The following is a 26380-nucleotide window of genomic DNA, read 5'->3' as shown; positions in this document are numbered from 1 at the left end:
CGATCGACCTCCGTCTTCTCAAACCACTCGCATGCGCGCCACGTTCCTTCTCGCCACGCTGACCCTGCTCACCGCCTGCGCAAACGCGCCTGAATCCACCGCTGAGCAAGGTGCGTTGGGCAAGGTGCGGGAACGCAAGATCGTCTCGACGACGATGGAGCGCTCGGTGTCGAGGCCCCAGGTGCCAATTCGGGAACGGGCGATGTCGAGCCAGCCGTTCCAGGAGTCGGTCCTCAAGCCGGTCTACGAACATCTCATCGTGCTCGAAGACGGCCGCTCGCTGCGGGTGCAGAGCACACATGCAGGGTATCCGGTCGGGACTTGTGTCCGTGTGGTCGAGGGCGACAACCCCGCGCGGCTCCTGGCGAGCACCGGCTGCAAGTAAGCTCAGCGGCGCTCCAGACCTCGGCGTTCATGATGCTCATCCGCCGGCTTCAGGCACGCGAGTTGGGCGAGTTGCTCGCGCTCTACGCACACCTGCACTCCGCAGACGACCCTTTGCCCTCGCCACCCATCGTGGAATCCGTGTGGCAGGAGATGCTGTCCCACCCGCGCCTCCAATGTTTCGGTGGCCGTGTCGATGGAGCCCTCGTGGCGAGTTGTACGTTGACGATCATCCCCAACGTCACCCGTGGTTGTCGCCCCTACGGCGTCATCGAAAACGTGGTGACCCACGCCGGCCACCGCCAGCAGGGCCACGGACGTGCCATGCTCGCGCACGCCCTGGCCCACGCCTGGGCGGAGGGCTGCTACAAGGTAATGCTCATGACGGGCCGGACGGACGATGCCACCCTGCGCTTCTACGAATCCTCCGGTTTTGACCGTCACGCCAAACAAGCCTTCATTTCCAAGCCGCCCCACTGACATGGCCCGCAACATCGAGATCAAGGCGCAAATGGCCCGCCTCGACGCTGTCGTCGAGGCCTTGGGCCTGCTGGGCGCCGAGGGCCCGACAGAGATCCTCCAGGACGACACCTTCTTCCGCTGCGAGACCGGCCGCCTGAAGCTGCGCGCGTTCTCCGCCTCGCAGGGCGAGTTGATCTTCTATCGGCGAGACAACCAGCATGGCCCGAAGGAATCGTTCTACGTGCGCGCGCCCACCAGCGACCCGGACGCGCTGCGGCAGGCGCTGACGCTGGCGCATGGCGAGTGCGGCCGTGTCATCAAGCAGCGCACGCTGTACCTCGTCGGGCGCACGCGGGTGCACCTCGATCGGGTAGAAGGCCTCGGCAATTTCCTCGAACTCGAAGTCGTGATGGACGAGGACGAACCCGTGTCGGCCGGTGTCGACGAAGCGCACCGCCTCATGACCGCACTCGGTGTGCAACCCCATCAACTCGTAGCAGACGCCTACGTCGACCTGCTGACCCGCGGTCGAACCCAAGCCCACGATGCCTGACCCTCAGATCTACCAGCTGCTCGCCGACGCCGTGCTGGTGCTGCACGTCTCCCTCGTGCTCTTCGTGGTGGGCGGCCTGGTGCTGGTCGTCGTGGGCAACCTGCGATCGTGGCCGTGGGTCAATGCCTGGTGGTTCCGGCTTGCCCATCTGCTGACCATTGGTGTGGTCGTCGCCGAAGCGTGGTGGGGTGTCGTGTGCCCGCTCACCACGCTCGAGATGTGGCTGCGCTCGCAGGCGCGCGACAGCACCTACGCCGGCAACTTCATCGAGCACTGGTTGCAGGCGCTACTCTTTTGGCAGGCACCGCCCTGGGTGTTCACGGTCGCCTACACGCTCTTTGGTCTGGCCGTGGCCGCTGCGTGGTGGCGCTTCCCGCCGAGACGCCGGTCAGGGGCGTGACCACAGGCGCCGGGCCAGCGCCTGCACTTCCGCATCGGGGTGCGGCGCCCCACGGCGGCCCTCACGTTCGCTGCGCAGCAGGCGCCAGAGGGTGTCCTTGTGGGGCAACACGGTGCCGAAGAAGCGCACGCCATCGGCATCGCTGACGAGCAAGGTGGGAAAGTTTTCAACCTCGACCGGGTCGACGAGTTCGGATTCATCCTCGATGTCGACCCACGCGAAGCGCGTGTCCCCGGTGTAGGAAAAGGCCTGCGCCGCTTCCTCGAAGATGCTGCGGTAGTCGCGGCAGGTTCCGCACCAATCGGCGCACAGGCACACCACGAGCAGGGGTGCAGAGGAAGTGGGCGTGTCGGACATTGCCCCAGATCATCTCAGACCGTGCCGCATCGTGCCGACTGAGGCGTGTTTCGGAATGCAGGTTGCCGCACCGTGGGCAGGCTGGGTGTCCAGTCGCTGAAGGAGATACATCCATGAGCAAGAAACTACTCGCCGCCATCGTCGCCACCACCCTGGGCTGTGGCCTCGCCACGGCGCAGACCACCACCACCGCGCCGAACTCCGGTTCCCCCAGCGCCGGGCCCGCGACCGCGCCGAGCGTCCTGACGCAGGAAGGCAAGGACGCGAAGGAAACCGCCAAGGGCGAATACAAGGCGCGCAAGAAGATCGCCGAGGCGAACAAGGAGCTGAACAAGGCCGACTGCGAAGTCTCGTCCAACGGCATGGCCGAACACGCCTGCAAGAAGCACGCGCGCGCCCAGGCCAAGGAAGAGAAGGCTGAAGCCAAGATGGTCTACGAGAACGAGAAGAAGGACATCAAGGCCAACCAAAGCAAGTAAGCGTGGCTCGGGCGACGGGCCGCGCGCCCGTCCGCCTGTGCGCACCAGCCCGCTCAGAGCTTCGGCTCGATGAGCAGGCCGGGGATGTTCTCTTCCCAGAACGCTACGCGCCCGCGCAGGCCCTGGTGCTCCTCGTACGGAGCTTCGTAGCTCCACGCCGCATCGCGCAGCAGGCCTGAGGCGAGTTGGAGCGAGTAATACGTGGCCCGGCCCTTGTACGGGCAATCGCTGGTCGTGTCGGACCGCACCAGCCGGTGCATCGCCACGTCCTCACGCGGGAAGTAGTAGCGCACGGGGTTGCGGTCTTCCACCAGCTGCACCACGTCGATGGAATCGGCGATCACGTCACCATCGACCTCCACCTTCATCCACAGGCCGAGCGGCTGCTCCCGCACAAGATGGTCGGGGTCCTTCTGGTGCCCCGGTGATTTGCGCATCGTGAACTCCTGTGAGGCAAGCGATCCCCGGTGTCGGCAAACCCCATGCCGCCTGAGGTCGATGACAGCAGCGCGGCAGGCGAGGGCGATATGCTGGCCCGGCCATGCCCCTGCGAGACTTTCACCCTGCCGTCGCCCAGTGGTTTGAGAAGCGCTTCCCGGCACCCACCGAGGCGCAAGCCGCTGCCTGGCCGGCCATCCGCGCCGGCCGCCACACGCTCGTGGCGGCGCCCACCGGCTCGGGCAAGACGCTGACGGCCTTCCTCGCGGCGCTCGACGGGCTGGTGCGCCAGGGCCTGCGGCCAGAAGGCCTGCCTGACGAGACTGTGGTGGTCTATGTCTCGCCGCTCAAGGCGCTGTCGAACGACATCCGCCTCAACCTCGAAGCGCCACTCGCCGGCATCCGCGACGAACTCGCGGCGCTTGGCCTGCCCGAGGTCGAGATCCGCACCGCGGTGCGCACCGGCGACACGCCGCAGAAGGAGCGGCAGCTGAGCCTGAAGCGCCCGCCGCACATCCTCGTCACCACGCCCGAGTCGCTCTACGTGCTGCTCGGCTCGGTGTCGGGCCGCAAGATGCTCTCCACCGTGCGTGCGGTGATCGTCGACGAGATCCATGCCATTGCCGACGGCAAGCGCGGCAGCCACCTCGCGCTCTCGCTGGAACGATTGCAGCACCTGTGCGGCGTGCGCCTGAGCCGCATCGGGCTGTCGGCCACGCAGAAGCCCATCGAGGAGGTGGCGCGCTTTCTCGTCGGCACAGCGGCGGTGCACGGGGGTGTGGCCGACTGCCACATCGTCGACATCGGCTACGCCAAACAACGCGACCTGGCGCTCGCCGTGCCGCCCACGCCGCTCGGCGCGGTGATGTCGAACGACCAGTGGGAGCAGGTCTACCGCCAGGTGGCTGCGATGGCGCAGGAGCACCGCACCACACTTGTTTTCGTCAACACCCGCCGCATGGCCGAGCGCGCGGCACGCCACCTCGGCGAGCTGCTGGGCAAGGAGTCGGTGGCCGCGCACCACGGCAGCCTTGCGAAAGAAGCGCGGCTCGACGCCGAGCAGCGCCTGAAGCGCGGCGAACTCAAGTTGCTCGTCGCCACCGCCTCGCTGGAGCTGGGGCTCGACATCGGCGATGTCGAACTCGTCTGCCAGCTTGGCTCGCCGCGTTCGATCGCCAGCTTCCTGCAACGCGCCGGTCGGTCCGGCCATGCGGTGGGCGGTGTGCCGAAGGCGCGGCTTTTCCCGCAGTCGCGTGACGAGCTGGTGGAATGCGCCGCGCTGCTCGACTGCGTGCGCCGTGGCGAACTCGATGCGTTGCACATCCCACCCGCGCCGCTCGACGTGCTGGCCCAGCAGATCGTGGCCGAGATCGCCTGCCAGGAGTGGGACGAGACCGCGCTCTTCGAACTCGTGCGCCGCGCCTGGCCGTATGCCGGCCTGTCGCGCGAGCGCTTCGACGAGGTGGTGCGCATGCTGGCCGACGGCTACACCACCCGCCACGGCCAGCGCGGCGCCTATGTGCACCGCGACGCGGTGCACCACCGCCTGCGCGAGCGGCGCGGTGCGCGCATGACCGCGCTCACCTCGGGCGGCACCATCCCCGAGACGGGCGACTACACCGTGCTGCTGGAGCCGCAGGCGGCGCAGGTCGGCACGGTCAACGAAGACTTCGCGGTCGAGAGCCTGGCCGGCGACATCTTCCAGCTCGGCAACACCAGCTACCGCATCCTGCGCATCGAGCCGGGCCGCGTGCGGGTGGAAGACGCGCACGGCGCCCCGCCCAACATCCCCTTCTGGCTCGGTGAAGCGCCGGGGCGCAGCGACGAGCTGTCGGCGGGCGTGTCTCGGCTGCGCGAGGAGCTGGCGCGCATGATCGCCGGGCAGGGGGCCGATGCGGCACGGCAGTGGCTCGTCATCACGCTGCGGCTCGAAGACGATGCCGCGCGCCAACTCGTCGACCACCTCGCGCGGGCCATCGCCGTGCTGGGCGAGCTGCCTTCGCAGCACTGCATCGTGCTCGAACGCTTCTTCGACGAATCGGGCGGCATGCAGCTCATCGTGCATTCACCCTTCGGCAGCCGGCTCAACCGCGCGTGGGGCCTGGCCCTGCGCAAGCGCTTCTGCCGCCAGTTCAACTTCGAGCTGCAGGCGGCAGCGACGGAAGACGCCATCGTGCTGTCGCTCTCCACCAGCCACAGCTTCCCGCTCGACGAGGTGGCGCGCTACCTGCACAGCAACACCGCGCTCGACGTGCTGCTGCAGGCCCTGCTCGACGCGCCGCTCTTCGGTGCCCGCTGGCGCTGGAACGCGACCAACGCGCTCGCGCTGCCGCGCTTCACCGGCGGGCGCAAGGTGGCGCCGCAGCTGCAGCGCATGCGCTCCGAGGACCTGCTGGCGTCGATCTTCCCCGACCAGGTGGCGTGCGGCGAAAACATCGTCGGCGACCGCGAGATCCCCGAGCACCCGCTGGTCGCACAGACGCTCGACGACTGCCTGAACGACGCGATGGACGCCAAGGGCTTTCTCGCGCTCTTGCGCCGCATGGAGTCGGGCGAGGTAAGGGTGGTGGCGCGCGACCTGCCGGCGCCATCGCCGCTCGCGGCCGAAGCGCTCAGCGCGCGGCCGTATGCGTATCTCGACGATGCGCCCATCGAAGAGCGCCGCACCCAGGCCGTGCAGGCGCGCCGCTACGGCGACTCGCCCGCCGAGGCCGGCGACCTCGGGCAGCTCGATGCCGAGGCGATCGCCAGCGTGCGCGAAGAGGCTTGGCCGCAGCCGCGCCATGCCGACGAGATGCACGAGGTGCTGAACGGGCTCGGGCTCATCACGCAGCACGAGGCCGCGCAGCACGAGGGGTGGGCCGCGTGGCTGGCCGCACTCGCGCACGCGAAGCGGGCCACCGCGCTGCAGGCCGAGGGCGGCGTGCTGTGGGTGGCGGCCGAGCGTCTGGTGCAGGTGCTTGCCGTGCACCCGACGGCGGCGCTGGTGCCCCCCATCGAGGCCCCTGCGGGCTACGACACAGCGCCCACGTCGCGCGAAGAGGCCTTGCAGGAGCTGCTGCGTTCGCGCCTGAGCGCGCTCGGGCCGGTGCGGGCCGAGGCGCTCGCGCAGCAACTGGCGGTGCCGGTCAGCGACGTCGAGTCTGCGCTGTCGGCCTTGCAGTCCGAAGGCTCGGTGATGCAGGGCCACTTCACGCCCGGCACGCCGTACGTCGAATGGTGCGAGCGGCACCTGCTCGCACGCATTCACCGCTACACGCTCAAGCGCCTGCGGCGCGAGATCGAGCCGGTGTCGCCGCGTGACTTCGCGCGGTTCCTCTTCGAGTGGCAGCGTGTGGGCGCCGAGAGCCGCGTGAGCGGGCCCGAGGCGCTCGCCGGGGTGCTGTCGCAGCTGGAAGGCTTCGAAGCGCCCGCCGCGCTGTGGGAGGCGGAACTCTTGCCTGCACGCGTGAAGGACTACGCCAGTGCCTGGCTCGACGACCTGTGCACCGCCGGCCGCACGCTGTGGCTGCGCCTGCGGCCGCTGGCGGCCGACAGCCGCGCGGGCGGTGCGTCGTTGCGCAGCACCCCGGTGCTCCTGCTGCCGCGGCGCAGCGCGGCGCTGTGGGCGAGCCTGGCACCCCCGGGGGGAGACGATGCGCAGCTCTCGTCGCGGGCGCAGCGTGCCATCGCCTACCTCGCCGAGCACGGCGCCTCCTTCTTCGACGAGATCGCGCACGGCACGCGCCTGCTGCAGGCCGAGCTGGAAGAGGCCCTGAGCGAACTCGTGGTGCGTGGCCGCGTGAACTGCGACAGCTACGCCGGTTTGCGGGCGCTGCTCGTGCCGGCGGGCAAACGTGCGACCGCAGCCTCGCGCCAGCGGCGGCGCGTGCCGCTCTTCAGCATCGAAGACGCCGGCCGCTGGACGCTGGTGCGCCAGCCGGTGTCCACGCAGGCCGCGTTGCCAGCCGAAGCGATGGAGCACGTCGCGCGAACGCTGCTGCGCCGCTATGGCGTGGTGGCCTGGCGCATCGTCGAGCGCGAGGCGGCGTGGCTGCCGCCGTGGCGCGAGCTGGTGCGGGTGTACCGGCGGCTCGAAGCGCGTGGCGAGATCCGTGGTGGCCGTTTCATCGACGGCAGCACCGGCGAGCAGTTCGCCTTGCCCGAAGCGATTGCCGCGATGCGGCAGGTGCGCCGCCAGCCGCCCGACGAACATCTGGTCTGTCTTTCGGCCTCCGACCCGGCCAATCTGCTCGGCACGGTGCTCGCCGGCCCGCGCCTGCCGCGTGTGGCAGGCTCGAAGGTGCTCTACCGTGGTGGCGTGCCCATCGCCACCAGCGTGGCGGGGCAGGTCGACACCTTGACGCACCTGACCCCCGAACAACTGCAGGCTGCGACACGTGCGCTGTCGCTGGAACCGGGCCTGCGCTTCCTGGAGCTCACGCTGTGACGACCCCCTTGCACATCGGCATCGTCGGCTGCTCGGCCGAGGGGGCCTCGCTCTGCTACCGCACCTTGTGCGCCGAAGCGCCGGCCTTGATGGGCCGGGCGCATGCACACCCCGAGGTGTCGATGCACACGCCCTCGCTCGCGGCCTATGTCGACTGCCTCGACCGCGGCGACATGCAAGGCGTGGCCGACCTGATGCTCGCTTCGGCGCACAAGCTGGCCAGCATCGGCGCAGAGCTGCTGATCTGCCCCGACAACACCATCCACCAGGCCTTCACGCTCGTGGCGCCAAATGCGCCACGGCCCTGGCTGCACATCGCCGATGAAGTGGCGCGCGTCGCGGCCGGGCGTGGCTTTCGCCGCGTCGGTGTGCTGGGCACACACTGGCTGGTGAAGAGCGAGGTCTACCCGCAGGCGCTGCAAGCCCACGGCATCGAGGCCGTGCGCCCGCCCGATGACGACCGCGATGCGCTCGGCCGCATCATCATGGACGAGCTGGTGCCCGGCATCGTGAAGCCGGTGTCGGTCGCAGCGCTGCAACGCATCGTCGAGCGCTTGGCGGCGCAGGGGTGTGATGCGGTGGTGCTCGGTTGCACCGAACTGCCGCTGGTGCTGGGCGATCACAACTGTGTGCTGCCGACGCTCGACAGCACGCGGCTGCTGGCCCGCGGCGCCCTCGCGCAGGCCGTCACGGGTCAGCGGTTGACCTGAACCGGCACGAGCGCCGGCTGTGCCTCGCGCGACCGATGGCGGCGATAGGGCCGCCACCGGCGTCCGGGATCAGAGCCCCGTCTGCGTCACGAACTTGGCGTTGAGGTAGGCGTCGATCGCCTCGCTGCCGCCTTCGGTGCCGTAGCCCGAATCCTTGATGCCGCCGAAGGGCACCTCGGGCAGGGCGAGGCCGAAGTGGTTGATCGACACCATGCCGCTCTCGATGGCGGTCCCGATGGCGGTGGCGGTTTTGAGCGACTTGGTGAACGCATACGCCGCCAGGCCGAACGGCAGGCGGTTGGCCTCGGCCACCACCTCGTCGTAGGTCTTGAAGCGCATGATCGGCGCGATGGGGCCGAAGGGCTCTTCGTGCAGGATGCGCGCATCGGCCGGCACGTCGGTCAGCACGGTCGGCTCGAAGAAGTAGCCGTCACCGGGCACGCGCTTGCCGCCGATTGCCACCTTGGCGCCCTTGGCCACCGCGTCGTCCACGAACATCTGCATTGCCTCCACACGCCGGCTGTTGGCCAGCGGGCCCATGCGGGTGTCTTTCTGCAGGCCGTCGCCGACCTTGATCTGCGAGGCCGTGGCGACGAAGCCGTCGACGAACTGCGCGTACACCGACTCGTGCACCAGGAAGCGCGTGGGCGACACGCACACCTGGCCCGCGTTGCGGAACTTGGCACCCGCCAGCTGCTTGGCGGCCGAGGCCACGTCGGCATCCTCGAACACGATGGCCGGTGCGTGGCCGCCCAGTTCCATCGTGATGCGCTTCATGTGCTGGCCGGCGAGCGAGGCGAGCTTCTTGCCCACCGGCGTCGAGCCGGTGAAGGTGATCTTGCGGATGACGGGGTGCGGGATCAGGTACTCCGAGATCTCGCTCGGCACACCGAACACGAGGTTGATCACGCCGGCCGGCACACCCGCATCGGCATAGGCGCGGATCAGCGCGGCGCAGCTCGCGGGCGTTTCTTCCGGCCCCTTCAAGATCACCGAGCAGCCCGCGGCGAGCGCAGCCGAGACCTTGCGCACCGCCTGGTTGATCGGGAAGTTCCACGGCGTGAAGGCCGCGACCGGGCCCACCGGCTCCTTGATGACGAGCTGGGTCACGCCTTCGGCGCGCGGCGGCACGATCTGGCCGTAGGTGCGGCGCGCTTCTTCGGCAAACCAGTCGATCAGGTCGCCGGCCGACATCGCTTCCATCTTGGCTTCCATCAGCGGCTTGCCCTGCTCCAGCGTCATCAGCTGGGCGATCTCGTCGGCGCGCTCGCGCATCAGGTTGGCCGCCTTGCGCAGCACCTTGTAGCGCTCGAAGGGCGACACGGCGCGCCAGGTCTTGAAGCCCTTGTCGGCCGCGGCGAGTGCGCGGTCGAGTTCGGCAATGCCGGCGTGGTGCAGGCGGGCCAGCGCCTTGCCGGTGGCGGGGTTGAGGATGGGCTCACTCTTGCCGCTGGTGCCGGCGGTCCATTCGCCGTCGATGAACAGGGAGACGTCTGTGTACATGGGGGAGTCCTGGGCTGAGGTGCGTGAGGTGGCGTGGCGCCACGCGGAACGCAGATTGTTCCGCGTCTCGCATGCCCAGGTTGTCGCCCAGGTTCAGCGCCTGGGGCCGGGCGTCAGCGGTTCGGAGCTGGGGGCACCGGGGCCGGGGCGGTGCGCGAGGCCGCCGCGGCGGGAGCGGGCGCTGCGGGCTGGACCGGCACGGCGGCTTGTGCCGGCGCCGCCGGCGCCGCCGGAGCCGCGGGCGCGGGGGTGGCCGGCACTTCCTGCCAGGGTGATGGGCAGGAGGTGACGTAGGGGTAGTACATCTGCGCCTCGCGGCAGTAGTACCAGAGGTGCGCCTGCTGCGCGGGCTGCACCACCAGCGGCTCGACAGGGGGCTGCACGATCACCGGGCGCTCCACCACCATCGGGCCCCAGTAGCCGGGCCACCAGAACGGGCCCCCGATCCACACGCCGACACGGGCGCGAGGGTGCGCCTCGGCGAGGGCCGGGGCGAGCCCCGCCGCGAGCGCGGCGGCGAGGGTGAAAGCCTGGAGGGGAAGGGCGAGGCGGGCGTTCATGTCAGGCTCCTCGGTTCAGCGCACGGGTGGCGGGGGCTGGATGCCCTCGGGGGGCCGGGGCGGTGCGGGGGGCACCGGCGCCGGTGCCGTGCGGTAGCCAGAGTAGCCGACGCCGGGCACCTGGTTGCCCTTGGCGTACATGCACTGCTGGTAGGCGATGTCGTAGCGGCGCTGGGCGCTGCCGGCGGCGTAGTTGCTCTGGTCGGAGCCGACCGCGGCCCCCGTCATGCCGCCCACGGCGGCACCGACCCCCGCGCTGCTGTGCGAGCCGCCGATCAGCGCACCGGCGGCGGCGCCGAGCACCACGCCGGTGGCGGTGGCGGCGGCGAAGCGCTGGGCGGCGGCATCGCTGCCGGGGCCGCCGATGCGGCTGTGCGCCCAGTCGCGGCAGAGCTTGTCGTCGGCGATGAACACCTCGAAAGGCTTGTTGGGCCCCGGCATCACGTGGGCCGTGGGCCCGGTGGGCATCTGGGCGCAGCCCATCAGCGAGGCGGCGGCCAGCACGGCCAGCGGCCAGGCGGACACACGCGAGGGGCGAGAGAGAGGGGGTTGGAGCGCAGGGTTCATGGGGGCACCCGGTTCATCGTTGTCGATCCTGAAGAACGGTCTCGCGCGGGGCGTCGTTGACGTCTTTACACAGCAGCAATGCAGCGGGCCGTCATGAGCTTGGTGCCATTTCTGCTTAGTTGGTTCGCGAGCAAGCAAGCGCTGTTTTCTTCGTTCTCCGATCGGGGGCCGCTCCCTAGCATCCACCGCATTCCCGCAGATTCCGGCTCCCGGCACCCACGATGAAAACTTCGATCCGCACCCTGCTCGCCGCCTCGGCGCTGGCCCTCCTGGCCGGCATCGCAACCGCCAAGGACGTGACCCTGCTCAACGTCTCCTACGACCCGACCCGCGAGCTGTACCACGAGTACAACGCCGCCTTTGCCAAGCACTGGAAGGCCAAGACCGGCGACAACGTGACCATCAAGCAGTCGCACGGCGGCTCGGGCAAGCAGGCCCGCTCGGTGATCGACGGCATCGACGCGGATGTTGTCACCCTGGCGCTGGCATATGACATCGACGAAATCGCCGAGCGCGGCAAGCTGCTCGGCGCTGACTGGCAGAAGCGCCTGAAGCACAACAGCTCCCCTTACACCTCGACCTACCTCTTCCTCGTCCGCAAGGGCAACCCGAAGGGCATCAAGGACTGGGGCGACCTGGTGAAACCGGGCGTGTCGGTCATCACCGCCAACCCCAAGACCTCGGGCGGCGCGCGCTGGGGCTACCTGGCTGCCTACGGCTGGGCGCTGCAGCAGCCCGGCGGCAACGAAGCGAAGGCGAAGGAGTACATCGCCAAGCTGTTCCAGAACGTGCCGGTGCTCGACTCCGGTGCCCGCGGATCGACCGTGACCTTCGCCGAGCGCGGCCAGGGCGACGTGCTGCTCGCCTGGGAAAACGAAGCCCACCTGTCGCTGAAGGAGTTCGGGGCCGGCAAGTTCGACATCGTCTACCCGCCGACGAGCATCCTGGCCGAGCCGCCCGTGGCGGTGGTCGACAAGGTGGTCGACAAGAAGGGCACCCGTGCCGTCGCCACCGCCTACCTCGACTACCTCTACACCCCGGAAGGCCAGGAGATCGCGGCCAAGAACTTCTATCGCCCGATCGACGAGAAGGTGGCCGCCAAGTATGCGAAGCAGTTCCCGGCTGTGAAGCTCTTCACGGTCGACCAGCTCTTCGGCGGCTGGACCAAGGCGCAGAAGACGCATTTCGCCGACGGTGGCGTGTTTGACCAGATCTACACCAAGAGCAAGTAAGACTCGCCAACAGGGGCTCTCACTCGGGCAACGAATAAGCAAACTCAAATCTTGTCGTTTCCCGAGTTTTCGCGAGGCCGTAGCATCGACGGTCCGTTTCTTAGCGAGCCCTTCGTCATGCGCTTTCCTCATGTTCCCTCCCGCCGCTCGGTCCTGTCTCTCGCGGTGGCGGCCGCTGCGCTCCATGTCGCCCCCGGGGCACTCGCCGCGGGGCCCACGCTGCTGAACGTCAGCTACGACGTGGCGCGCGAGCTCTACAAGGAAATCAACCCCGCCTTCATCAAGCAGTGGAAGGGGCAGACCGGTGAAGACGTGTCGGTCAACCAGTCGCACGGCGGCTCGAGCAAGCAGGCGCGTGCCGTGATCGACGGGCTCGAGGCCGACGTGGTCACCATGAACCAGTCGAGCGACATCGACGCCATCGCCAGCCGCGGCAAGCTGATCCCCGCCGACTGGGCCAAGCGCCTGCCCGACAACAGCGCGCCCACCACGTCCACCACCGTGATCCTGGTGCGCAAGGGCAACCCCAAGGGCATCAAGGACTGGACCGACCTCGCCAAGCAGGGCGTGAGCGTCGTCATCCCCAACCCCAAGATCACCGGCAACGGCCGCTACACCTATGTGGCCGCCTGGGGCGCGCTCATGAAGGGCGGCGCCACGCCGGCCCAGGCCCGCGAGACGGTGCAGAAGATCTTCGGCAACGTGCCGGTGTTCGACGGCGGCGGCCGTGCGGCCACCACCACCTTCGCGCAGCGCAACATCGGCGATGCGCTGTGCACCTTCGAGAGCGAGATCAACCTCATCAAGGCCGAGTTCGGCGACAACTTCGACGTGGTCTACCCGAAGTGGAGCATCCTGGCCGAGAACCCGGTCGCGTTGATCGACAAGGTGGTCGACAAGAAGGGCACGCGCAAGCAGGCCGAGGCCTACCTCAAGTTCCTGTGGAGCGACGAGGCGCAGGAGATCGCGGCCAAGCACCAGATCCGCCCGCGCTCGGCCAAGATCCTCGCCAAGTACGCGAAGGACTTCCCGAAGGTCAACACCTTCACCATCGACGAAGCCTTCGGCGGCTGGACCAAGGCGCAGAAGGAACACTTCGACGACGGCGCCATCTACGACCAGATCCTCGCGGCCATCAAGAAATAACGAGCGGCACAGACCGCACGCGTCATGTTCCTTTCGCGCACCTTGCTGCGGCGGCACTCCGTGCTGCCCGGCTTCGACATCGCCCTCGGCTTCACGGTGCTCTACCTGAGCTTCATCGTGCTGATCCCGTTGTCGGCGGCGTTCCTGAAGACGTTCACCATGACGTGGCCGGCCTTCTGGGAGGCCGTGGCCACGCCTCGCGTGGTCGCGTCGTACCGGCTCACCTTCGGCGCGTCGTTTGCGGCGGCGGTGCTCAACGCCATCTTCGGCCTGGTCGTGGCGTGGGTGCTGGTGCGCTACAGCTTCCCATTCAAGCGGGTGATCGATGCGCTGGTCGACCTGCCGTTCGCCTTGCCCACGGCGGTGGCCGGCATCGCCCTCACCGCGCTCTATTCAGGCAACGGCTGGATCGGCCAGTACCTGCCCTTCAAGGTGAGCTTCACGCCGCTCGGGGTGTTCGTCGCGCTCACCTTCATCGGCCTGCCGTTCGTCGTGCGCACCTTACAGCCGGTGCTGGAAGACATGCACAAGGAACTCGAGGAGGCCGCCGCCACGCTCGGGGCTTCGCGCTGGCAGACCTTCCGCCACGTGATCTTCCCCATCGTCTCGCCGGCCCTGCTGACCGGCTTTGCGCTCGCCTTCGCGCGCGCCCTCGGCGAGTACGGTTCGGTGATCTTCATCGCCGGCAACATGCCGATGGTCTCGGAGATCACGCCGCTGCTCATCATCACCAAGCTCGAGCAGTACGACTACACCGGCGCCACCGCGATCGCGGTGGTGATGCTGGTCGCCGCCTTCGTGATGCTCCTGGCCATCAACCTGCTGCAGGCGTGGACGCGCCGCCGCCAGGGCCGCTGAAGACACCATGAGTGCAATGCCCCTTTCCGACGGCACCCACGTGTCCCACCGCAAGCTCGTCGACGCCACCGCCGAGCCGGCGTGGGTGCGGCGCACCCTGATCGCGGTGGCGCTGCTCTTTCTCACGCTGTTCCTCTTCGTACCGCTGGTCTCGGTGTTCTTCGAGGCTTTCAAGAAGGGCGTCGACGTCTATCTCGCCGCGATCACCGAGCCCGATGCGGTGTCGGCCGTCAAGCTCACCCTGCTGGCCGCGGCCATCTCGGTGCCGCTCAACCTCGTGTTCGGCGTGGCGGCGGCGTGGTGCATCGCCAAGTTCGATTTCCGCGGCAAGGACCTGCTGCTCACGCTGATCGACCTGCCGTTCTCGGTCTCACCAGTGATCTCGGGCCTGATCTTCGTGCTGATCTTCGGCCTGCAGGGCTGGTTCGGCGAGTGGCTGCGCGACCACGACCTCAAGATCATCTTCGCGTTGCCGGGCATCGTGCTGGCGACGGTCTTCATCACCTTCCCGTTCATCGCGCGCGAGCTGATCCCGCTGATGCAGGCGCAAGGCGTCGAGCAGGAAGAGGCCGCGCGGGTGCTCGGCGCCTCGGGCTGGCAGATCTTCTGGCGCGTGACGCTGCCCAACGTGAAGTGGGCGCTGCTCTACGGCGTGATCCTGTGCAATGCGCGGGCGATGGGCGAGTTCGGCGCGGTGAGCGTGGTGTCGGGCCACATCCGCGGGCAGACCAACACCATGCCGCTGCACATCGAGATCCTCTACAACGAATACCAGTTCGCGGCCGCATTCGCGGTGGCGTCGCTGCTGGCGGGGCTGGCGCTGGTGACGCTGGTGTTGAAGTACCTGGTCGAGCAGCGCGTGAAGGCGCAGAAACGCGAAGCCGAAGGGAGAAGCGAATGAGCATTGAAATCCGAAATCTCAACAAGGCCTTCGGCAACACCGTCGTCTGCGACAACATCAACCTCGACATCCCGTCGGGCGAGCTCGTCGCGCTGCTGGGCCCGTCGGGCTCGGGCAAGACCTCGCTGCTTCGCATCATCGCGGGGCTGGAGCGGCCCGATTCGGGCACGGTGTCGTTCCACGGCGCCGACGCCACCTATGACGACGTGCGCGACCGCAACGTCGGCTTCGTGTTCCAGCATTACGCGCTCTTCGGCCACATGAGCATCTTCGAGAACGTGGCCTTCGGCCTGCGCGTGCGGCCCAAGGCCACGCGGCCGAGCGAATCGAAGATCCGCGAGAAGGTGATGGAGCTCCTGAAGCTCGTGCAGCTCGACTGGCTGGCGGACCGTTACCCGCACCAGCTCTCGGGCGGCCAACGCCAGCGCATCGCGCTCGCCCGCGCGCTCGCGGTCGAGCCCAAGGTGCTGCTGCTCGACGAGCCTTTCGGCGCGCTCGATGCCAAGGTGCGCAAGGAGTTGCGCCGCTGGCTGCGCCGCCTGCACGATGAGATGCACGTGACCAGCGTCTTCGTCACCCACGACCAGGACGAAGCGATGGAAGTGGCCGACCGCGTGGTCGTCATGAACCTCGGCAAGATCGAACAGGACGGCACGCCGGACGAGGTCTACGACCGCCCGGCCACGCCTTTCGTGCTGCAGTTCCTCGGCGACGTGAACCTCTTTCACGGCCGCTTCGGCCATTCGCCCGGCGGCAATGTGGACCCCAACGACGTGAGCTACGTGCGCCCGCACGAACTCGAGATCGTGGCCACGCCGTCCGAAGGCACGCTCGCCGTCACGCTCTCGCAGGCGCTGACCGTCGGCCCCCAGACGCGCATCGAGTTCAAGCGCCAGGACGACGGCAGCTATGTCGACGTGGAGATGGCCCGCGCCGACTACACCGCGCTGCGCGACACACTCGGCCTCGTGACCGGCAGCCAGGTCTACCTGAAGCCGCGCCGCGTGACACGTTTCCTCGCCGGGGGCCAGGGCCCGCAGACCGAGGAATTCGACCCCGCCGCAATGATCTGAGAAGCGGCTGCGGCGACGAAACACTGCAAGTGGCAGGGTCTGAAACGGGGCGGCGTCCTACGCCGCTTTCCGTTGCGGTCCGACCGGGAGGTCGCCGCGGGCTTCTACATTGAACTGAGCGCGTAACAACAAATCTGCGCGGGCACTTCGATGGAGACAAGCCACCATGACCACTGTTCCAGCACGCGCTCTGCGCGCCGTGATCGCTTTGTTCGTCGGCGCCGTGATCGCGGCTTGCGGTGGTGGCCACGAGGAGCAGGCCCCCGACGGCCCTGAGCGAACGACCACGGTCGCTGCCACGGGCGATACGTGGCAGACCGTGGCGGTCGAAGGCCGCAGCTTCACCTTGGCCAGTGCTTCGGTGGTGCGCTATGGCGCAGGGTCGAGCTGGGTGCAGCGCACGCTCTCCGGCACGGTGACCTGCTCCAACGCGACCTTCGGCAGCGACCCCGCCTTCGGCGTGCAGAAGTCCTGCCAGGTGCAGACGGGCACTGGCGAGCCGCCGCCGGCCTCGGCCTGGACGCGCATCGCCAGCGAAGGCCAGAGCTTCACGGTGAGCGGTACGCGCTGGGTGCGTTATGGCGCCGGCACACGCTGGGTGCAGCGAAGCGTCACCGGGAGTGGGCAATGCACGAACGCGTTCTTCGGCACGGACCCTGCGCCGTACGTGGGCAAGGTCTGCGAAGTGCAGCAGACGTCGAGCAATCAGGCGCCGGTCGCCACGATCGCTGCGCCCGTGGCGGGCGCCACCTTCCGCGCCGGCACGACGGTGAGCTTCAGCGGCAGTGCGACCGATGCCGAAGACGGTGCGCTTGCCGGCGCCCGCCTCACGTGGTGGGCCGACCTGCACCACGACACCCACAGCCACCCCTTCCTGCAGCCGACGACTGGCAGCGGTGGCACGGTGACGATCCCGACACGAGGCGAGACCTCCGACAACATCTTCTACCGCTTCCACCTGCGCGCCACCGACAGCGCCGGGGCCACGCACGAGGTGACGCGCGACATCGTGCCGCAGAAGGCGCGGCTCACGATCACCACGGTGCCAGCCGGCCTCTCGCTCACACTCGATGGCCAGCCGATCAGCGCGCCGGTCACCCTCACCGGCGTGGTCGGCATCGAGCGCGATCTGGGTGCGCCTGCGACGCAAGACGCCAACGGCCGCCGCTACCAGTTCACGAGCTGGAGCGATGGCGGTGCGGCGACCCACACGATCTCGACACCCGCCAGCGACACCACCTACACCGCAACCTACACCGACCTCGGACCGGTGGCGAACACCCCGCCAAGCGTGGCGCTGACCGCGCCCGTGCCGAACAGCAGTGGCACCACAGGCGTCGCGATCGCGTTGGCAGCGACGGCCAGCGACAGCGATGGCAGCGTGACCGGCGTCGAGTTCTTCGAGAACGGCGTGAAGATCGGCGCAACCGATGTGTCGGCGCCCTATGGCGTGTCGTGGACGCCGGCGACCACCGGGGCCCGCACGCTCACCGCGCGGGCGACCGACAACAACGGCGCCGTCACCACCAGTGCGTCCGTCACCGTGACGATCAGCCCGCCGGGCAACGACACGCAGCCGCCGGTGGCCACGTTGACCTCACCCGCCAACCTGGCCAGCGGGCTCACGGGGACGCTGACCCTCAGCGCCAACGCGACCGACAACACCGGCGTGGCAAGCGTCGAGTTCCAGGTCGACGGCCAGCCCGCCGGCGCGCCCGACACCAGCCCGCCCTACAGCGCAAGTGTCGACACCAACCTGTATGCCTCGGGCCAGCACCAGCTGCGCGCGCGGGCCCGCGATGCAGCGGGGAATCTCTCGGCGTGGTCGACCGTCACGGTGCAGTTCGGTGGCAGCCGCACGCAGCCCTCGGGCTTCACACGCGCCGACAACTGGGTCACCGGGCTCGCGAGCGCGACCGCGTTCACGCAGGCACCCGATGGGCGGCTCTTCGTGGCGCTGCAAGGAGGCGACCTGCGCATCGTGAGGAACGGCGCTTTGCTGCCAACACCCTTTGTGCGCCTGAGCGTCGATTCGTCCGGCGAGCGGGGGTTGATTGGCGTGGCCCTGCATCCGAACTTTGCGTCGAACGGGTTCGTCTACGTGTACTACACGCGCGTCAACGGCTCGGCGCGCAACAACCGCATCAGCCGCTTCACGGCCAACGGTGACGTGGCCGTCGGCGGCGAGACGGTGCTGGTCGATCTGCCCAACCTGTCGAGCGCGACCAACCACAACGGGGGCGCGATGCACTTCGGGCGCGACGGCAAGCTCTATGTCGCGGTGGGCGACAACGCCGACAGCTCGCAGTCGCCGAACCTGAACCTCGTCTTCGGCAAGATGCTGCGCTTCAACGAAGACGGCAGCATCCCGAGCGACAACCCGTTCTGCACGACCGCCGGTACGTTGCGCTGCGCGATCTGGGCGCGGGGCTTGCGCAACCCCTTCACCTTTGCGGTGCGGGCGAGCGACGGGCGCATGCACATCAACGACGTGGGCGCAGGCCTCTGGGAAGAGATCAACCTTGGCGCGCCCGGCGCCGACTACGGCTGGCCGGCGACCGAAGGGCCGACGAATGCGGCTGGCGTCACCAGCCCGCTCTTCGCCTACGACCACGACGGTGGCAGTGCGAGCGGCATGGGCGGTTTCTTCAATGGCTGCGCGATCACCGGCGGGGCGTTCTACCCCAGCACGGGCAACTTCCTGGCGGCGTACCGCGAGAGCTACTTCTTTACCGACTTCTGCTCGTCGGTGGTCGGCCGTGTCGACCTGGCGAACGGCAATGCGGCCTACGCCTTCGGGCGCGTGTCAGGCGCGCCGGTGGGCATGCTGGTGGGCTTGGACGGCGCGCTCTACGTGTTGACGCAGGGAGGCATCAACCGGTTTGCCGCGCCGTGAACCCCGTCGGGCGCGTCACTGGTCGCCGATGTGCTCGCCCCGCATTGCTGCTTCGACCACCTCGGGTTTGAGCGGCGAGGCGAAGGTTTCGATGAAGTCGTAGACGAAGGCACGCAGGAAACTGCCGCGGCGCACCGCGAGCTTGGTCAGGTTGACGGCGAAGAGGTGGCGGGCGTCGATCGCCCGCAGGTTGCGGTCGCGGTCCTCGTCGAAGGCGATCGAGGCGACGATGCCCACGCCCAGGCCGAGTTCGACATAGGTCTTGATGACGTCGGCGTCCATCGCGGTCAGCACGAGGTTGAAGTCCAGGCCCGAGGCCTGGAAGGCTTCGTCGATGTGCAGACGGCCGGTGTAGCCGGGGCCGTAGGTGATGACGGGGAACTCCGACAGGCGCTCGAGCGTGAGCGGCCCGCTATCCAGCAACGGGTGGCCGGGCGGCACGATGACGCTGTGCGTCCAGCGGTAGCAAGGCAGGGTGACGAGCGCGTCGTACTGGGTCAGGGCTTCGGTGGCGATGCCGATGTCGGCCTCGCCCGAGATCAGCATCTCGGCCACCTGCTTGGGCGAACCCTGGTGCAGGTTGAGCGTGACCTGCGGGTAGCGCTGGCGGAAGTCACGCACCGCACCGGGCAGGGCGTAGCGCGCCTGCGAGTGGGTGGCCGCGATGGACAGACGGCCATGCACGGCCTGGGTGAACTCCTCGCCGACGCGCCTCAGGTTCTCGGCGTCGTTGAGCATGCGCTCGACGATGGGGGCGACCACCTCGCCGACGGCCGTCAGCGAGGTGAGGCGCTTGCCGGCGCGCACGAAGAGGTCGACCCCGAGCTCTTCCTCCAGCTCCCGGATCTGCCGGCTCACACCCGGTTGCGAGGTGTGCAGCACCTTGGAGACCTCGGTCAGGTTGAAGCCGCAGCGCACGGCCTCTCGCACGGAGCGAAGCTGCTGAAAGTTCATGGCGACATGCGGAAATCGTGACGGGAACGCAGTATCGGCAGCGGCCCGTAGTTGAGGAACGACTTAAAGCTGCTTTCCTTATCCACAAAACGATTAAGCCGCGGGTCGTTGGAACCTCTTGCCCGCGCCCGGGTCAGCGCCCAGGCCCCCATCGCTGGCCCAGGATGAGGGGCATACAATTCCAAGCTTTCACTCTGGCGGGCGCCATTTCGCGCGCTTTCTGCCCCAACGAGGATCCACACGTGTTCATTTCCGAAGCATTCGCACAAGCTGCCCCCGCGGCCGGCGCCTCCGATCCGCTGGGCGGCCTGACGGGCATGCTGCCCATCGTCCTGATGTTCGTGGTGCTGTACTTCGTGATGATCCGCCCGCAGATGAAGCGGCAGAAGGAGCACAAGGCCATGATCGACGCCATCGCCAAGGGCGACGAGGTGGTGGTGGCCGGCGGCGTGCTGGGCCGCGTCACCAAGCTCGGCGACAGCTTCCTGCACGTGGAAATCGCCAACAACGTCGAGATCCAGGTGCAGCGCGGCGCCGTGGTCCAGGTGCTGCCCAAGGGCACCTTCAAATAAGAACCTGAGAGACAAGCTGGCGCGAGCCGGCGCCGTGAAAGACACGACATGAACCGCTACCCGTGGTGGAAATACGCGATCCTGGCGATCGCCTTGCTGGTCGGCCTGATCTACACGCTGCCCAACTTCTTCGGCGAGGCGCCGGCGGTTCAGGTCAGCAGTGGCAAGGCCACGCTCAAGCTCGACAGCTCCAGCGCCGAGCGGGTCAAGGAAGTGCTGGCGGCGGCCAAGCTGCAACCCGATTTCGTGGTCTTCGAAGGCAACAGCGTGAAGGCCCGCTTTGCCGATGGCGATGCCCAGCTCCAGGCGAAAGACGCGCTCTCGAAGGCGCTCAACCCCGACCCGGCCAACCCCAGCTACATCGTTGCGCTGAACCTGGTGTCGCGCTCGCCCAAGTGGTTGACCTCGGTGCGCGCGTTGCCCATGTACCTGGGTCTGGACCTGCGCGGCGGCGTGCACTTCCTGATGCAGGTCGACATGAAGACCGCGCTCAGCAAGAAGATGGAGTCGATCGTCGGCGACATCCGCTCACAGCTGCGCGACAAGAACCTGCGCCATGCCGGCATCGGCCGTGATGGCAACGCGGTCGACATCCGCTTCCGCGATGCCGAGACGCTCAAGGCGGCGGCCGATCTGCTGTCGCAGATGACCGATCTGCAGTGGACGCAGGCCCCTGACGGCACCGACACCAAGCTCATCGGCACCCTCAAGCCCGAAGCCGCGCGTGCGGTGCAAGACGCTGCGCTCAAGCAGAACATCACCACGCTGCACAACCGCGTCAACGAGCTCGGCGTGGCCGAGCCGGTGATCCAGCAACAAGGCGCCGACCGCGTCGTGATCCAGCTGCCGGGCGTGCAGGACACCGCCAAGGCGAAGGACATCATCGGCCGCACCGCCAACCTCGAATTCCGCCTGGTCGACATGTCGGCGGAGGCGCGGGCCGCCACCGAAGGCGTGGGGCCGGTGCCGTTCGGGCGCGAGCGCTTCACGGTGGGCCGCGGCGCGCCGGTCGTGACCTACAAAGAAGCGGTCGCCACCGGCGAGATGCTGACCAACGCCCAGCCGCGCCCCGACCAGAACAACCAGCCGGCCGTGTCGGTCAGCCTCGACGCCAAGGGCGGCCGGCTGATGCGCGAGATGACGCGCAACAACGTCGGCAACTTCATGGCCGCCATCCTGTTTGAAAAGGGCAAGGGCGAAGTGCTGACGGTTGCCCGCATCCAGGGCGAGTTCGGCAACGACTTCCAGATCACTGGCATGGGCACCACCGAGGCCGCCAACGACCTGAGCCTGCTGCTGCGTGCCGGCTCCCTGGCCGCGCCGATGGAGATCATCGAAGAAAGCACCATCGGCCCGACGCTCGGTGCCGACAACATCGCCAAAGGCTTCCACAGCGTGATCTGGGGCTTCGCGGCGATCGCGGTCTTCATGTGCCTGTACTACCTGCTGTTCGGCGTGTTCTCGACGCTGGCGCTGGGCTTCAACCTGCTGCTGCTGGTGGCGGTGCTGTCGATGCTGCAAGCCACGCTGACGCTGCCGGGCATCGCCGCCATCGCGCTCACGCTCGGCATGGCCATCGACGCCAACGTGCTGATCAACGAGCGGGTGCGCGAGGAACTGCGCGCCGGTGCATCGCCGCAGGCGGCGATCAACACGGGTTACGAGCGGGCGTTCGCGACGATCCTCGACTCCAATGTCACCACGCTGATCGCCGGCATCGCGCTCTTTGCGTTCGGCTCTGGCCCGATCAAGGGTTTTGCGGTGGTGCATTGCCTGGGCATCCTGACCTCGATGTTCTCGGCCGTCGTGTTCTCGCGCGGCTTGGTGAACCTCTGGTACGGCCGCCAGAAGAAGCTCAAGAGCGTGTCGATCGGGCAGGTGTGGAAGCCCAAGGCCCAGCCGGCCGAGACACCGGCGACGAACCCCTGACCGCTCTTCGACAAGAGCTCAACAAGAACGCAACCGGACCTGAACAATGGAGTTCTTCCGCATCCACCGCGACATCCCGTTCATGCGGCATGCGCTGGTGTTCAACATCATCTCGGCCGTGACCTTCCTGCTGGCCGTGTTCTTCCTGATCACCCGTGGCCTGCACCTGTCGATCGAGTTCACCGGCGGCACGCTGATCGAGGCGCACTATGCGCAGGCGGCCGACATTGCCAAGGTGCGCCAAACCGTCGAGGGGCTGAAGGCCGGCGAAGTGCAGGTGCAGAACTTCGGCAACACACGCAACGTGCTGATCCGCTTGCCGGTGCGCGGCGATGGCAAGGCGGGCGATGTCGTCGAGAAGGTGTTCGGCGAGCTGTGCAAGGCTGAGTCGGGCACGGTGTCGCACCAGGCGGTGAAGACTGACAAAGGCGAGGTGATCGACAAGCCGGTCTGCCAAGCCAATGGCGTCGAGCCTGTGACGCTCGCGCGCAGCGAGTTCGTCGGCCCGCAGGTGGGGCGTGAGCTGGCCGAAGACGGCGCGAAGGCGCTGGCCTTCGTGGTGATCGGCATCATGATTTACCTGGCGTTTCGCTTCGAGTGGAAGTTCTCGGTGGCCGCCATCGTCGCCAACCTGCACGACGTGGTGATCATCCTGGGCTTCTTCGCCTTCTTCCAGTGGGAGTTTTCGCTCTCGGTGCTGGCGGCGGTGCTGGCGGTGCTCGGCTACTCGGTGAACGAATCGGTGGTGATCTTCGACCGGATCCGTGAAGCGTTCCGAAAATACCGCAAGATGAACACGCATGAGGTGATCGACCATGCGATCACCAGCACGATGAGCCGCACCATCATCACCCACGGCAGCACGCAGATGATGGTGCTGTCGATGCTGATCTTTGGCGGCCCGACGCTGCACTACTTCGCGATCGCGCTGACGATCGGCATCTGTTTCGGCATCTATTCGTCGGTGTTCGTGGCGGCTGCCATCGCGATGTGGCTGGGCGTGAAGCGCGAGGATCTGATGAAGTCCGGACCCTCGAAGGACGTCGATCCGAACGACCCGAATGCAGGGGCGGTGGTGTAGAGTAAGGCCATCCCTTACCGAGAAACCCCGACCAACCGTCACATGGCGACCGCCGCCGATTCGTTGGCCCTGGCCGCCCAGGCTCGGCGCTCTTACGTAGAGCGCCTGTTGAGCGGCGTGCCGACTGTCGTTCATGCGGTGGAAGAGGGAGCCCGCCTGCTCGCTGGGCAGACCGCAGAGCACAGCCTCCAGTACAAGCGCCGCGACGTCGCGGCAGATCTGCGCAAGGCTGCGCCCAACTGGATCAGCGGCATCATCTCCGCGTTGCGTGGCTCGTTGGTGAGCGGCGTCGTGTCCGCATCGCGTCCTGGCGACTTGCCGCCGCCGGGTCGGACCAATCCCGGCATGGCGCTGGTCGACGACGACACCATCGAGGTCGAGATCCTCAGCTCGCGCTTGGCGCTGGCGATGATGGATCGCGCGTCATGGGAGTTCACCGACCTGCGCTCGCGCATGTCGGCGCTCGAGAAGCGCGACGAACTCGATGCCAACGACGTGTTGCGCCCGCACGTGCTGGCCCGCATCTTCACGAGCGCATGGCGCGGTGCATCGCTCAGCCAAGATGCCTGGCGCACGCTGCAGGCGGTGTTGCACGAAGAGTTCGCGCACTTTGCGGAAGAGGCTTACCACGAGACGAATCGCTGGCTGATCCAGCAGCGCGTCTTGCCCGAGATCGACCTGCGGCCGTTCATCCGGCGCACACGCAACTCGTATGGCGCACCTGTCACCGGCGGTGGCGCACCCAGCGCACCGGCGCCGGTGTCCGGGACCAGCGCCCATGGCCGGCTCGGGACGGTGGGCGAAGAAACCCGCCTGATGACGCGTGCCGGCGGTTTCGCGCGCGGTTCCGACCACGCCGAAGCCGTGCTCGGCCGTCTCAACCGGCTGATCGGTCGCCAGGTGCCCGATTTCGCTGGCACGGCGCAGATGCCGCACCAGCCTTCGGCAGGCCTGAAGGCGGCGATCAACGAGGCGCAGCAGGGCATCCAGCGCAGACTCGTCACAACGAGCGGGGCTGTGCAGGCCGACGGCAGCCGTGCGCCCGAAGGGCCGGTCAGCACGCCTGCGCTGCTTGAAGAGCTGCATCAGCGCAAGCAGGCGCTCAAGCAGGCGGCGTCGACCCAGGTTGAGCGCGCCACGATCGAAATCGTCGCGCTGCTGTTCCAGAGCATCCTGATGGAAGAGCGCATTCCGGCCGTGGTGCGTGTCTGGTTCGCGCGGCTGCAGATGCCGGTGCTTCGCGTCGCGGTGAGCGAGCCTGATTTCTTCGCCACCGTCGACCACCCCGCACGCCGACTCATCGACCGAATGGGCGCCTGTGTGATGGGTTTCGATTCCACGAGCCGTGCCGTCGCTGACACGCTCGAAAAAGAAATCAAGCGCGTGGTGCAGGTCGTCGAGGCCTACCCCGACACCGGCCGGCGTGTGTTCCAGACCGTGCTCACCGAGTTCGAGAAATTCCTCGAGCACTATTTCAAGAACGAGAACGAGATGACCCGCAAGGGCGTCTCGCTGGCGCAGCAGGTGGAGCAGCGCGAGACGCTTGCGATCCAGTACACCATCGAGTTGCGCAAGATGCTCAACGAGGTGCCGGTTCAGGAAGGGGTGCGCGAGTTCCTCTTCCATGTGTGGGCCGACGTGATGGCGATGACCGCGGTCAAACATGGGCCGCAGGGCAACGAAACCAAGGCCATGAAGCGCGTGGCAGCCGACCTGATTTGGTCGGCCAGTGCGAAGGTGTCGCGCGAGGAGCGCGCGGAGGTCATCCGCCGCTTGCCGCCCTTGCTGAAGACGCTGCGCGAAGGCATGGACCACGCCAACATCCCAGCCGACAAGCAGGACGAGCACATCCAGAAGCTCAACAACTCGCTGGCCGCGGCCTTCACCGCGAAGACCGCGACGATCGCGCCGGAGCGCCTCGAAGAGCTGATGGCCCGGCTGGAGACGCTCGAAGAACTGCTGCCCGAATCCGACGACATCGAGATCGACGAATCCATGGTGCTCGACCTGTCCGGCCACGAAAGCGCCGAGTTGGAGGTGGTGGGCGAGGGCGGCTCGATGGCCACACCTGCCATGCTGGCCTGGGCCAAGGAGTTGCAGGTGGGGGGCTGGTACATGCTCGACTACCGCAACCGAAACGAGGCGGTGCAGTTGGTGTGGCAGGGACTGCGTCGTCAGCTGACGCTCTTCGTATCGCCCCACGGGCGGGGCATCCTCTTCCAGCAGAACCGCTTGGCCGCTTTTCTGCAAGCCGGCCTTCTGGTGCCGGCACAGGATGAATCGCTGACAGTGCGTGCCACCCGCAGCGCGCTGGCCAAGCTCGATGTCGACCCGAGTCGTTTGCTGAACTAGCCCTTGATCCGGACATTGAAAAAGCCGCCTCGAAGGCGGCTTTTTCATGGGTGTTGTCGCAGACGTCAGTGAATCAATCGGTCTTCTTCAGCCACGAACAATTCGTCGAGGATCAGCGCATCGGGCTCTTCGCCCAGGCTCCAGAAGACCATCAGCACGATGATCTTCAGATCTTCCAGATCCACCGGTCCGCCGGGGATGGCCGTGGCGCGGTCGATCACCATCTCGCGCATCGAAGGGGGCAGCACCCCGGCCGATTCGAGGAAGCTCACAAAGCCGATCGAGTCTTCGCCCAGATGCTCTTGCTCAGCCACGGAATAGACGCGCAGGCTGTCGGGCAATTGTTCGCCGACATAGGACTCCGCGGCGGTCGCCAATCCGTCGAGCCAGGTGAGGGCTTCTTCGATCTCGTCGGATTCGAAGCCCATGGCCGACAGCTTGCGGGTCAGCTGGGCATGGTCAGGACAGGCATCCGGCCGCCAGTAGTTTTCGTACAGGTAGACGAGCACGTCGAACATGAATTCATGATAACCCAGTGCGCTTC

At 67.6% G+C, this 26380-nt stretch carries 24 protein-coding genes; 17 read left to right on the top strand and 7 right to left on the bottom strand.

From position 1 onward, the window contains the following. The first annotated feature begins 31 nt into the window (after positions 1-31). The 4 genes from RXV79_RS23595 to RXV79_RS23580 are packed head-to-tail and all read left to right on the top strand — an operon-like array spanning position 32 to position 1799. The gene (locus RXV79_RS23595; protein ID WP_316700538.1) at positions 32-385 is read left to right on the top strand and encodes a hypothetical protein; all 354 of its coding nucleotides are present in this window, start codon (positions 32-34) and stop codon (positions 383-385) included. A 29-nt stretch (positions 386-414) separates the two neighbouring features. Further along, a complete protein-coding gene (locus tag RXV79_RS23590; RefSeq protein ID WP_316700537.1) occupies positions 415-864 on the top strand; it encodes a GNAT family N-acetyltransferase in 450 nt (149 codons plus the stop codon). 1 nt (position 865) lies between these two features. Then, positions 866-1399 carry a class IV adenylate cyclase gene (locus RXV79_RS23585; protein WP_316700536.1) on the top strand — a complete coding sequence of 178 codons (534 nt, stop codon included), beginning with the start codon at positions 866-868 and terminating at the stop codon, positions 1397-1399. Beyond that, positions 1392-1799 carry a DUF2784 domain-containing protein gene (locus RXV79_RS23580; RefSeq protein ID WP_316700534.1) on the top strand — a complete coding sequence of 136 codons (408 nt, stop codon included), beginning with the start codon at positions 1392-1394 and terminating at the stop codon, positions 1797-1799. Before RXV79_RS23585 ends, RXV79_RS23580 begins: the two co-directional genes overlap by 8 nt. Here the strand turns inward: RXV79_RS23580 and RXV79_RS23575 are convergent. Further along, complete coding sequence (locus RXV79_RS23575) at positions 1788-2156, bottom strand: thioredoxin family protein (RefSeq protein ID WP_316700533.1); 369 nt, start codon at positions 2154-2156, stop codon at positions 1788-1790. The two genes, RXV79_RS23580 and RXV79_RS23575, sit on opposite strands and share 12 nt — an antisense overlap. Before the next feature lie 113 nt (positions 2157-2269). On the opposite strand from RXV79_RS23575, the gene RXV79_RS23570 reads away from it, so the two are divergent. Then, a complete protein-coding gene (locus RXV79_RS23570; RefSeq protein WP_316700532.1) occupies positions 2270-2635 on the top strand; it encodes a hypothetical protein in 366 nt (121 codons plus the stop codon). Positions 2636-2688: 53 nt separating this feature from the next. Here RXV79_RS23570 and RXV79_RS23565 read toward each other — a convergent pair whose 3' ends face one another. Continuing rightward, positions 2689-3072: a DUF427 domain-containing protein gene (locus RXV79_RS23565; RefSeq protein ID WP_316700531.1), complete on the bottom strand. Its 384-nt coding sequence runs from the start codon at positions 3070-3072 to the stop codon at positions 2689-2691. A 104-nt stretch (positions 3073-3176) separates the two neighbouring features. Here RXV79_RS23565 and RXV79_RS23560 point away from each other — a divergent pair, with 104 nt between their 5' ends. Further along, entirely contained in the window at positions 3177-7502 is a 4326-nt protein-coding gene (locus RXV79_RS23560) for a DEAD/DEAH box helicase (RefSeq protein ID WP_316700530.1), read from the top strand. Next, complete coding sequence (locus RXV79_RS23555) at positions 7499-8212, top strand: aspartate/glutamate racemase family protein (protein WP_316700528.1); 714 nt, start codon at positions 7499-7501, stop codon at positions 8210-8212. The genes RXV79_RS23560 and RXV79_RS23555 overlap by 4 nt, the downstream gene beginning before the upstream one ends. Before the next feature lie 69 nt (positions 8213-8281). Here the strand turns inward: RXV79_RS23555 and RXV79_RS23550 are convergent, their stop codons facing one another. The 3 genes from RXV79_RS23550 to RXV79_RS23540 all read right to left on the bottom strand — a co-directional run bounded on the left by RXV79_RS23550 (position 8282) and on the right by RXV79_RS23540 (position 10842). Then, positions 8282-9715 (bottom strand): NAD-dependent succinate-semialdehyde dehydrogenase, encoded by a 1434-nt coding sequence (locus RXV79_RS23550; protein ID WP_316700526.1) that lies wholly within the window; start codon positions 9713-9715, stop codon positions 8282-8284. A 113-nt stretch (positions 9716-9828) separates the two neighbouring features. Then, the gene (locus RXV79_RS23545) at positions 9829-10275 is read right to left on the bottom strand and encodes a hypothetical protein (RefSeq protein WP_316700525.1); all 447 of its coding nucleotides are present in this window, start codon (positions 10273-10275) and stop codon (positions 9829-9831) included. A gap of 15 nt (positions 10276-10290) precedes the next feature. Beyond that, the gene (locus RXV79_RS23540) at positions 10291-10842 is read right to left on the bottom strand and encodes a hypothetical protein (RefSeq protein WP_316700524.1); all 552 of its coding nucleotides are present in this window, start codon (positions 10840-10842) and stop codon (positions 10291-10293) included. Between the two features lie 221 nt (positions 10843-11063). Between RXV79_RS23540 and RXV79_RS23535 the strand changes: the two genes are divergently transcribed. The 6 genes from RXV79_RS23535 to RXV79_RS23510 all read left to right on the top strand — a co-directional run bounded on the left by RXV79_RS23535 (position 11064) and on the right by RXV79_RS23510 (position 18948). Further along, on the top strand, positions 11064-12074 hold the full coding sequence (locus RXV79_RS23535; protein ID WP_316700523.1) for a sulfate ABC transporter substrate-binding protein: 1011 nt from the start codon (positions 11064-11066) through the stop codon (positions 12072-12074). Between the two features lie 117 nt (positions 12075-12191). Next, entirely contained in the window at positions 12192-13220 is a 1029-nt protein-coding gene (locus RXV79_RS23530) for a sulfate ABC transporter substrate-binding protein (protein WP_316700522.1), read from the top strand. 24 nt (positions 13221-13244) lie between these two features. After that, on the top strand, positions 13245-14078 hold the full coding sequence (gene cysT / locus RXV79_RS23525) for a sulfate ABC transporter permease subunit CysT (RefSeq protein WP_316700520.1): 834 nt from the start codon (positions 13245-13247) through the stop codon (positions 14076-14078). 16 nt (positions 14079-14094) lie between these two features. Further along, the gene (gene cysW, locus RXV79_RS23520) at positions 14095-14979 is read left to right on the top strand and encodes a sulfate ABC transporter permease subunit CysW (protein WP_413816710.1); all 885 of its coding nucleotides are present in this window, start codon (positions 14095-14097) and stop codon (positions 14977-14979) included. Continuing rightward, positions 14976-16052: a sulfate/molybdate ABC transporter ATP-binding protein gene (locus RXV79_RS23515; RefSeq protein ID WP_316700517.1), complete on the top strand. Its 1077-nt coding sequence runs from the start codon at positions 14976-14978 to the stop codon at positions 16050-16052. The genes cysW and RXV79_RS23515 overlap by 4 nt, the downstream gene beginning before the upstream one ends. Positions 16053-16218: 166 nt before the next feature. Continuing rightward, positions 16219-18948, top strand: coding sequence for a PQQ-dependent sugar dehydrogenase (locus tag RXV79_RS23510; RefSeq protein ID WP_316700516.1), 2730 nt, complete (start codon positions 16219-16221; stop codon positions 18946-18948). Between the two features lie 15 nt (positions 18949-18963). Here the strand turns inward: RXV79_RS23510 and RXV79_RS23505 are convergent, their stop codons facing one another. Beyond that, complete coding sequence (locus tag RXV79_RS23505) at positions 18964-19902, bottom strand: CysB family HTH-type transcriptional regulator (RefSeq protein WP_316700515.1); 939 nt, start codon at positions 19900-19902, stop codon at positions 18964-18966. Positions 19903-20144: 242 nt separating this feature from the next. Between RXV79_RS23505 and yajC the strand changes: the two genes are divergently transcribed. From yajC to RXV79_RS23485, 4 genes are read left to right on the top strand one after another with little or no spacing between them, the layout of a single operon-like run. Then, the gene (gene yajC / locus RXV79_RS23500; RefSeq protein WP_296726527.1) at positions 20145-20474 is read left to right on the top strand and encodes a preprotein translocase subunit YajC; all 330 of its coding nucleotides are present in this window, start codon (positions 20145-20147) and stop codon (positions 20472-20474) included. A 48-nt stretch (positions 20475-20522) separates the two neighbouring features. Beyond that, positions 20523-22403, top strand: coding sequence for a protein translocase subunit SecD (gene secD / locus RXV79_RS23495; protein ID WP_316700513.1), 1881 nt, complete (start codon positions 20523-20525; stop codon positions 22401-22403). Positions 22404-22449: 46 nt separating this feature from the next. Beyond that, positions 22450-23484 (top strand): protein translocase subunit SecF, encoded by a 1035-nt coding sequence (gene secF / locus RXV79_RS23490; RefSeq protein WP_316700512.1) that lies wholly within the window; start codon positions 22450-22452, stop codon positions 23482-23484. Positions 23485-23526: 42 nt separating this feature from the next. Then, the gene (locus RXV79_RS23485) at positions 23527-25836 is read left to right on the top strand and encodes a DUF1631 family protein (RefSeq protein WP_316700510.1); all 2310 of its coding nucleotides are present in this window, start codon (positions 23527-23529) and stop codon (positions 25834-25836) included. Between the two features lie 65 nt (positions 25837-25901). On the opposite strand, the gene RXV79_RS23480 is transcribed toward RXV79_RS23485, so the two are convergent. Next, positions 25902-26354: a Smg family protein gene (locus tag RXV79_RS23480; RefSeq protein ID WP_296726537.1), complete on the bottom strand. Its 453-nt coding sequence runs from the start codon at positions 26352-26354 to the stop codon at positions 25902-25904. Positions 26355-26380 lie beyond the last annotated feature (26 nt).

The organism is Piscinibacter gummiphilus (assembly GCF_032681285.1).
Classification (GTDB): Bacteria; Pseudomonadota; Gammaproteobacteria; order Burkholderiales; family Burkholderiaceae_C; genus Rhizobacter; species Rhizobacter gummiphilus_A.
Note: the sequence above shows the minus strand (reverse complement) of the source record. Positions and strands in the feature narration are given on the sequence as shown.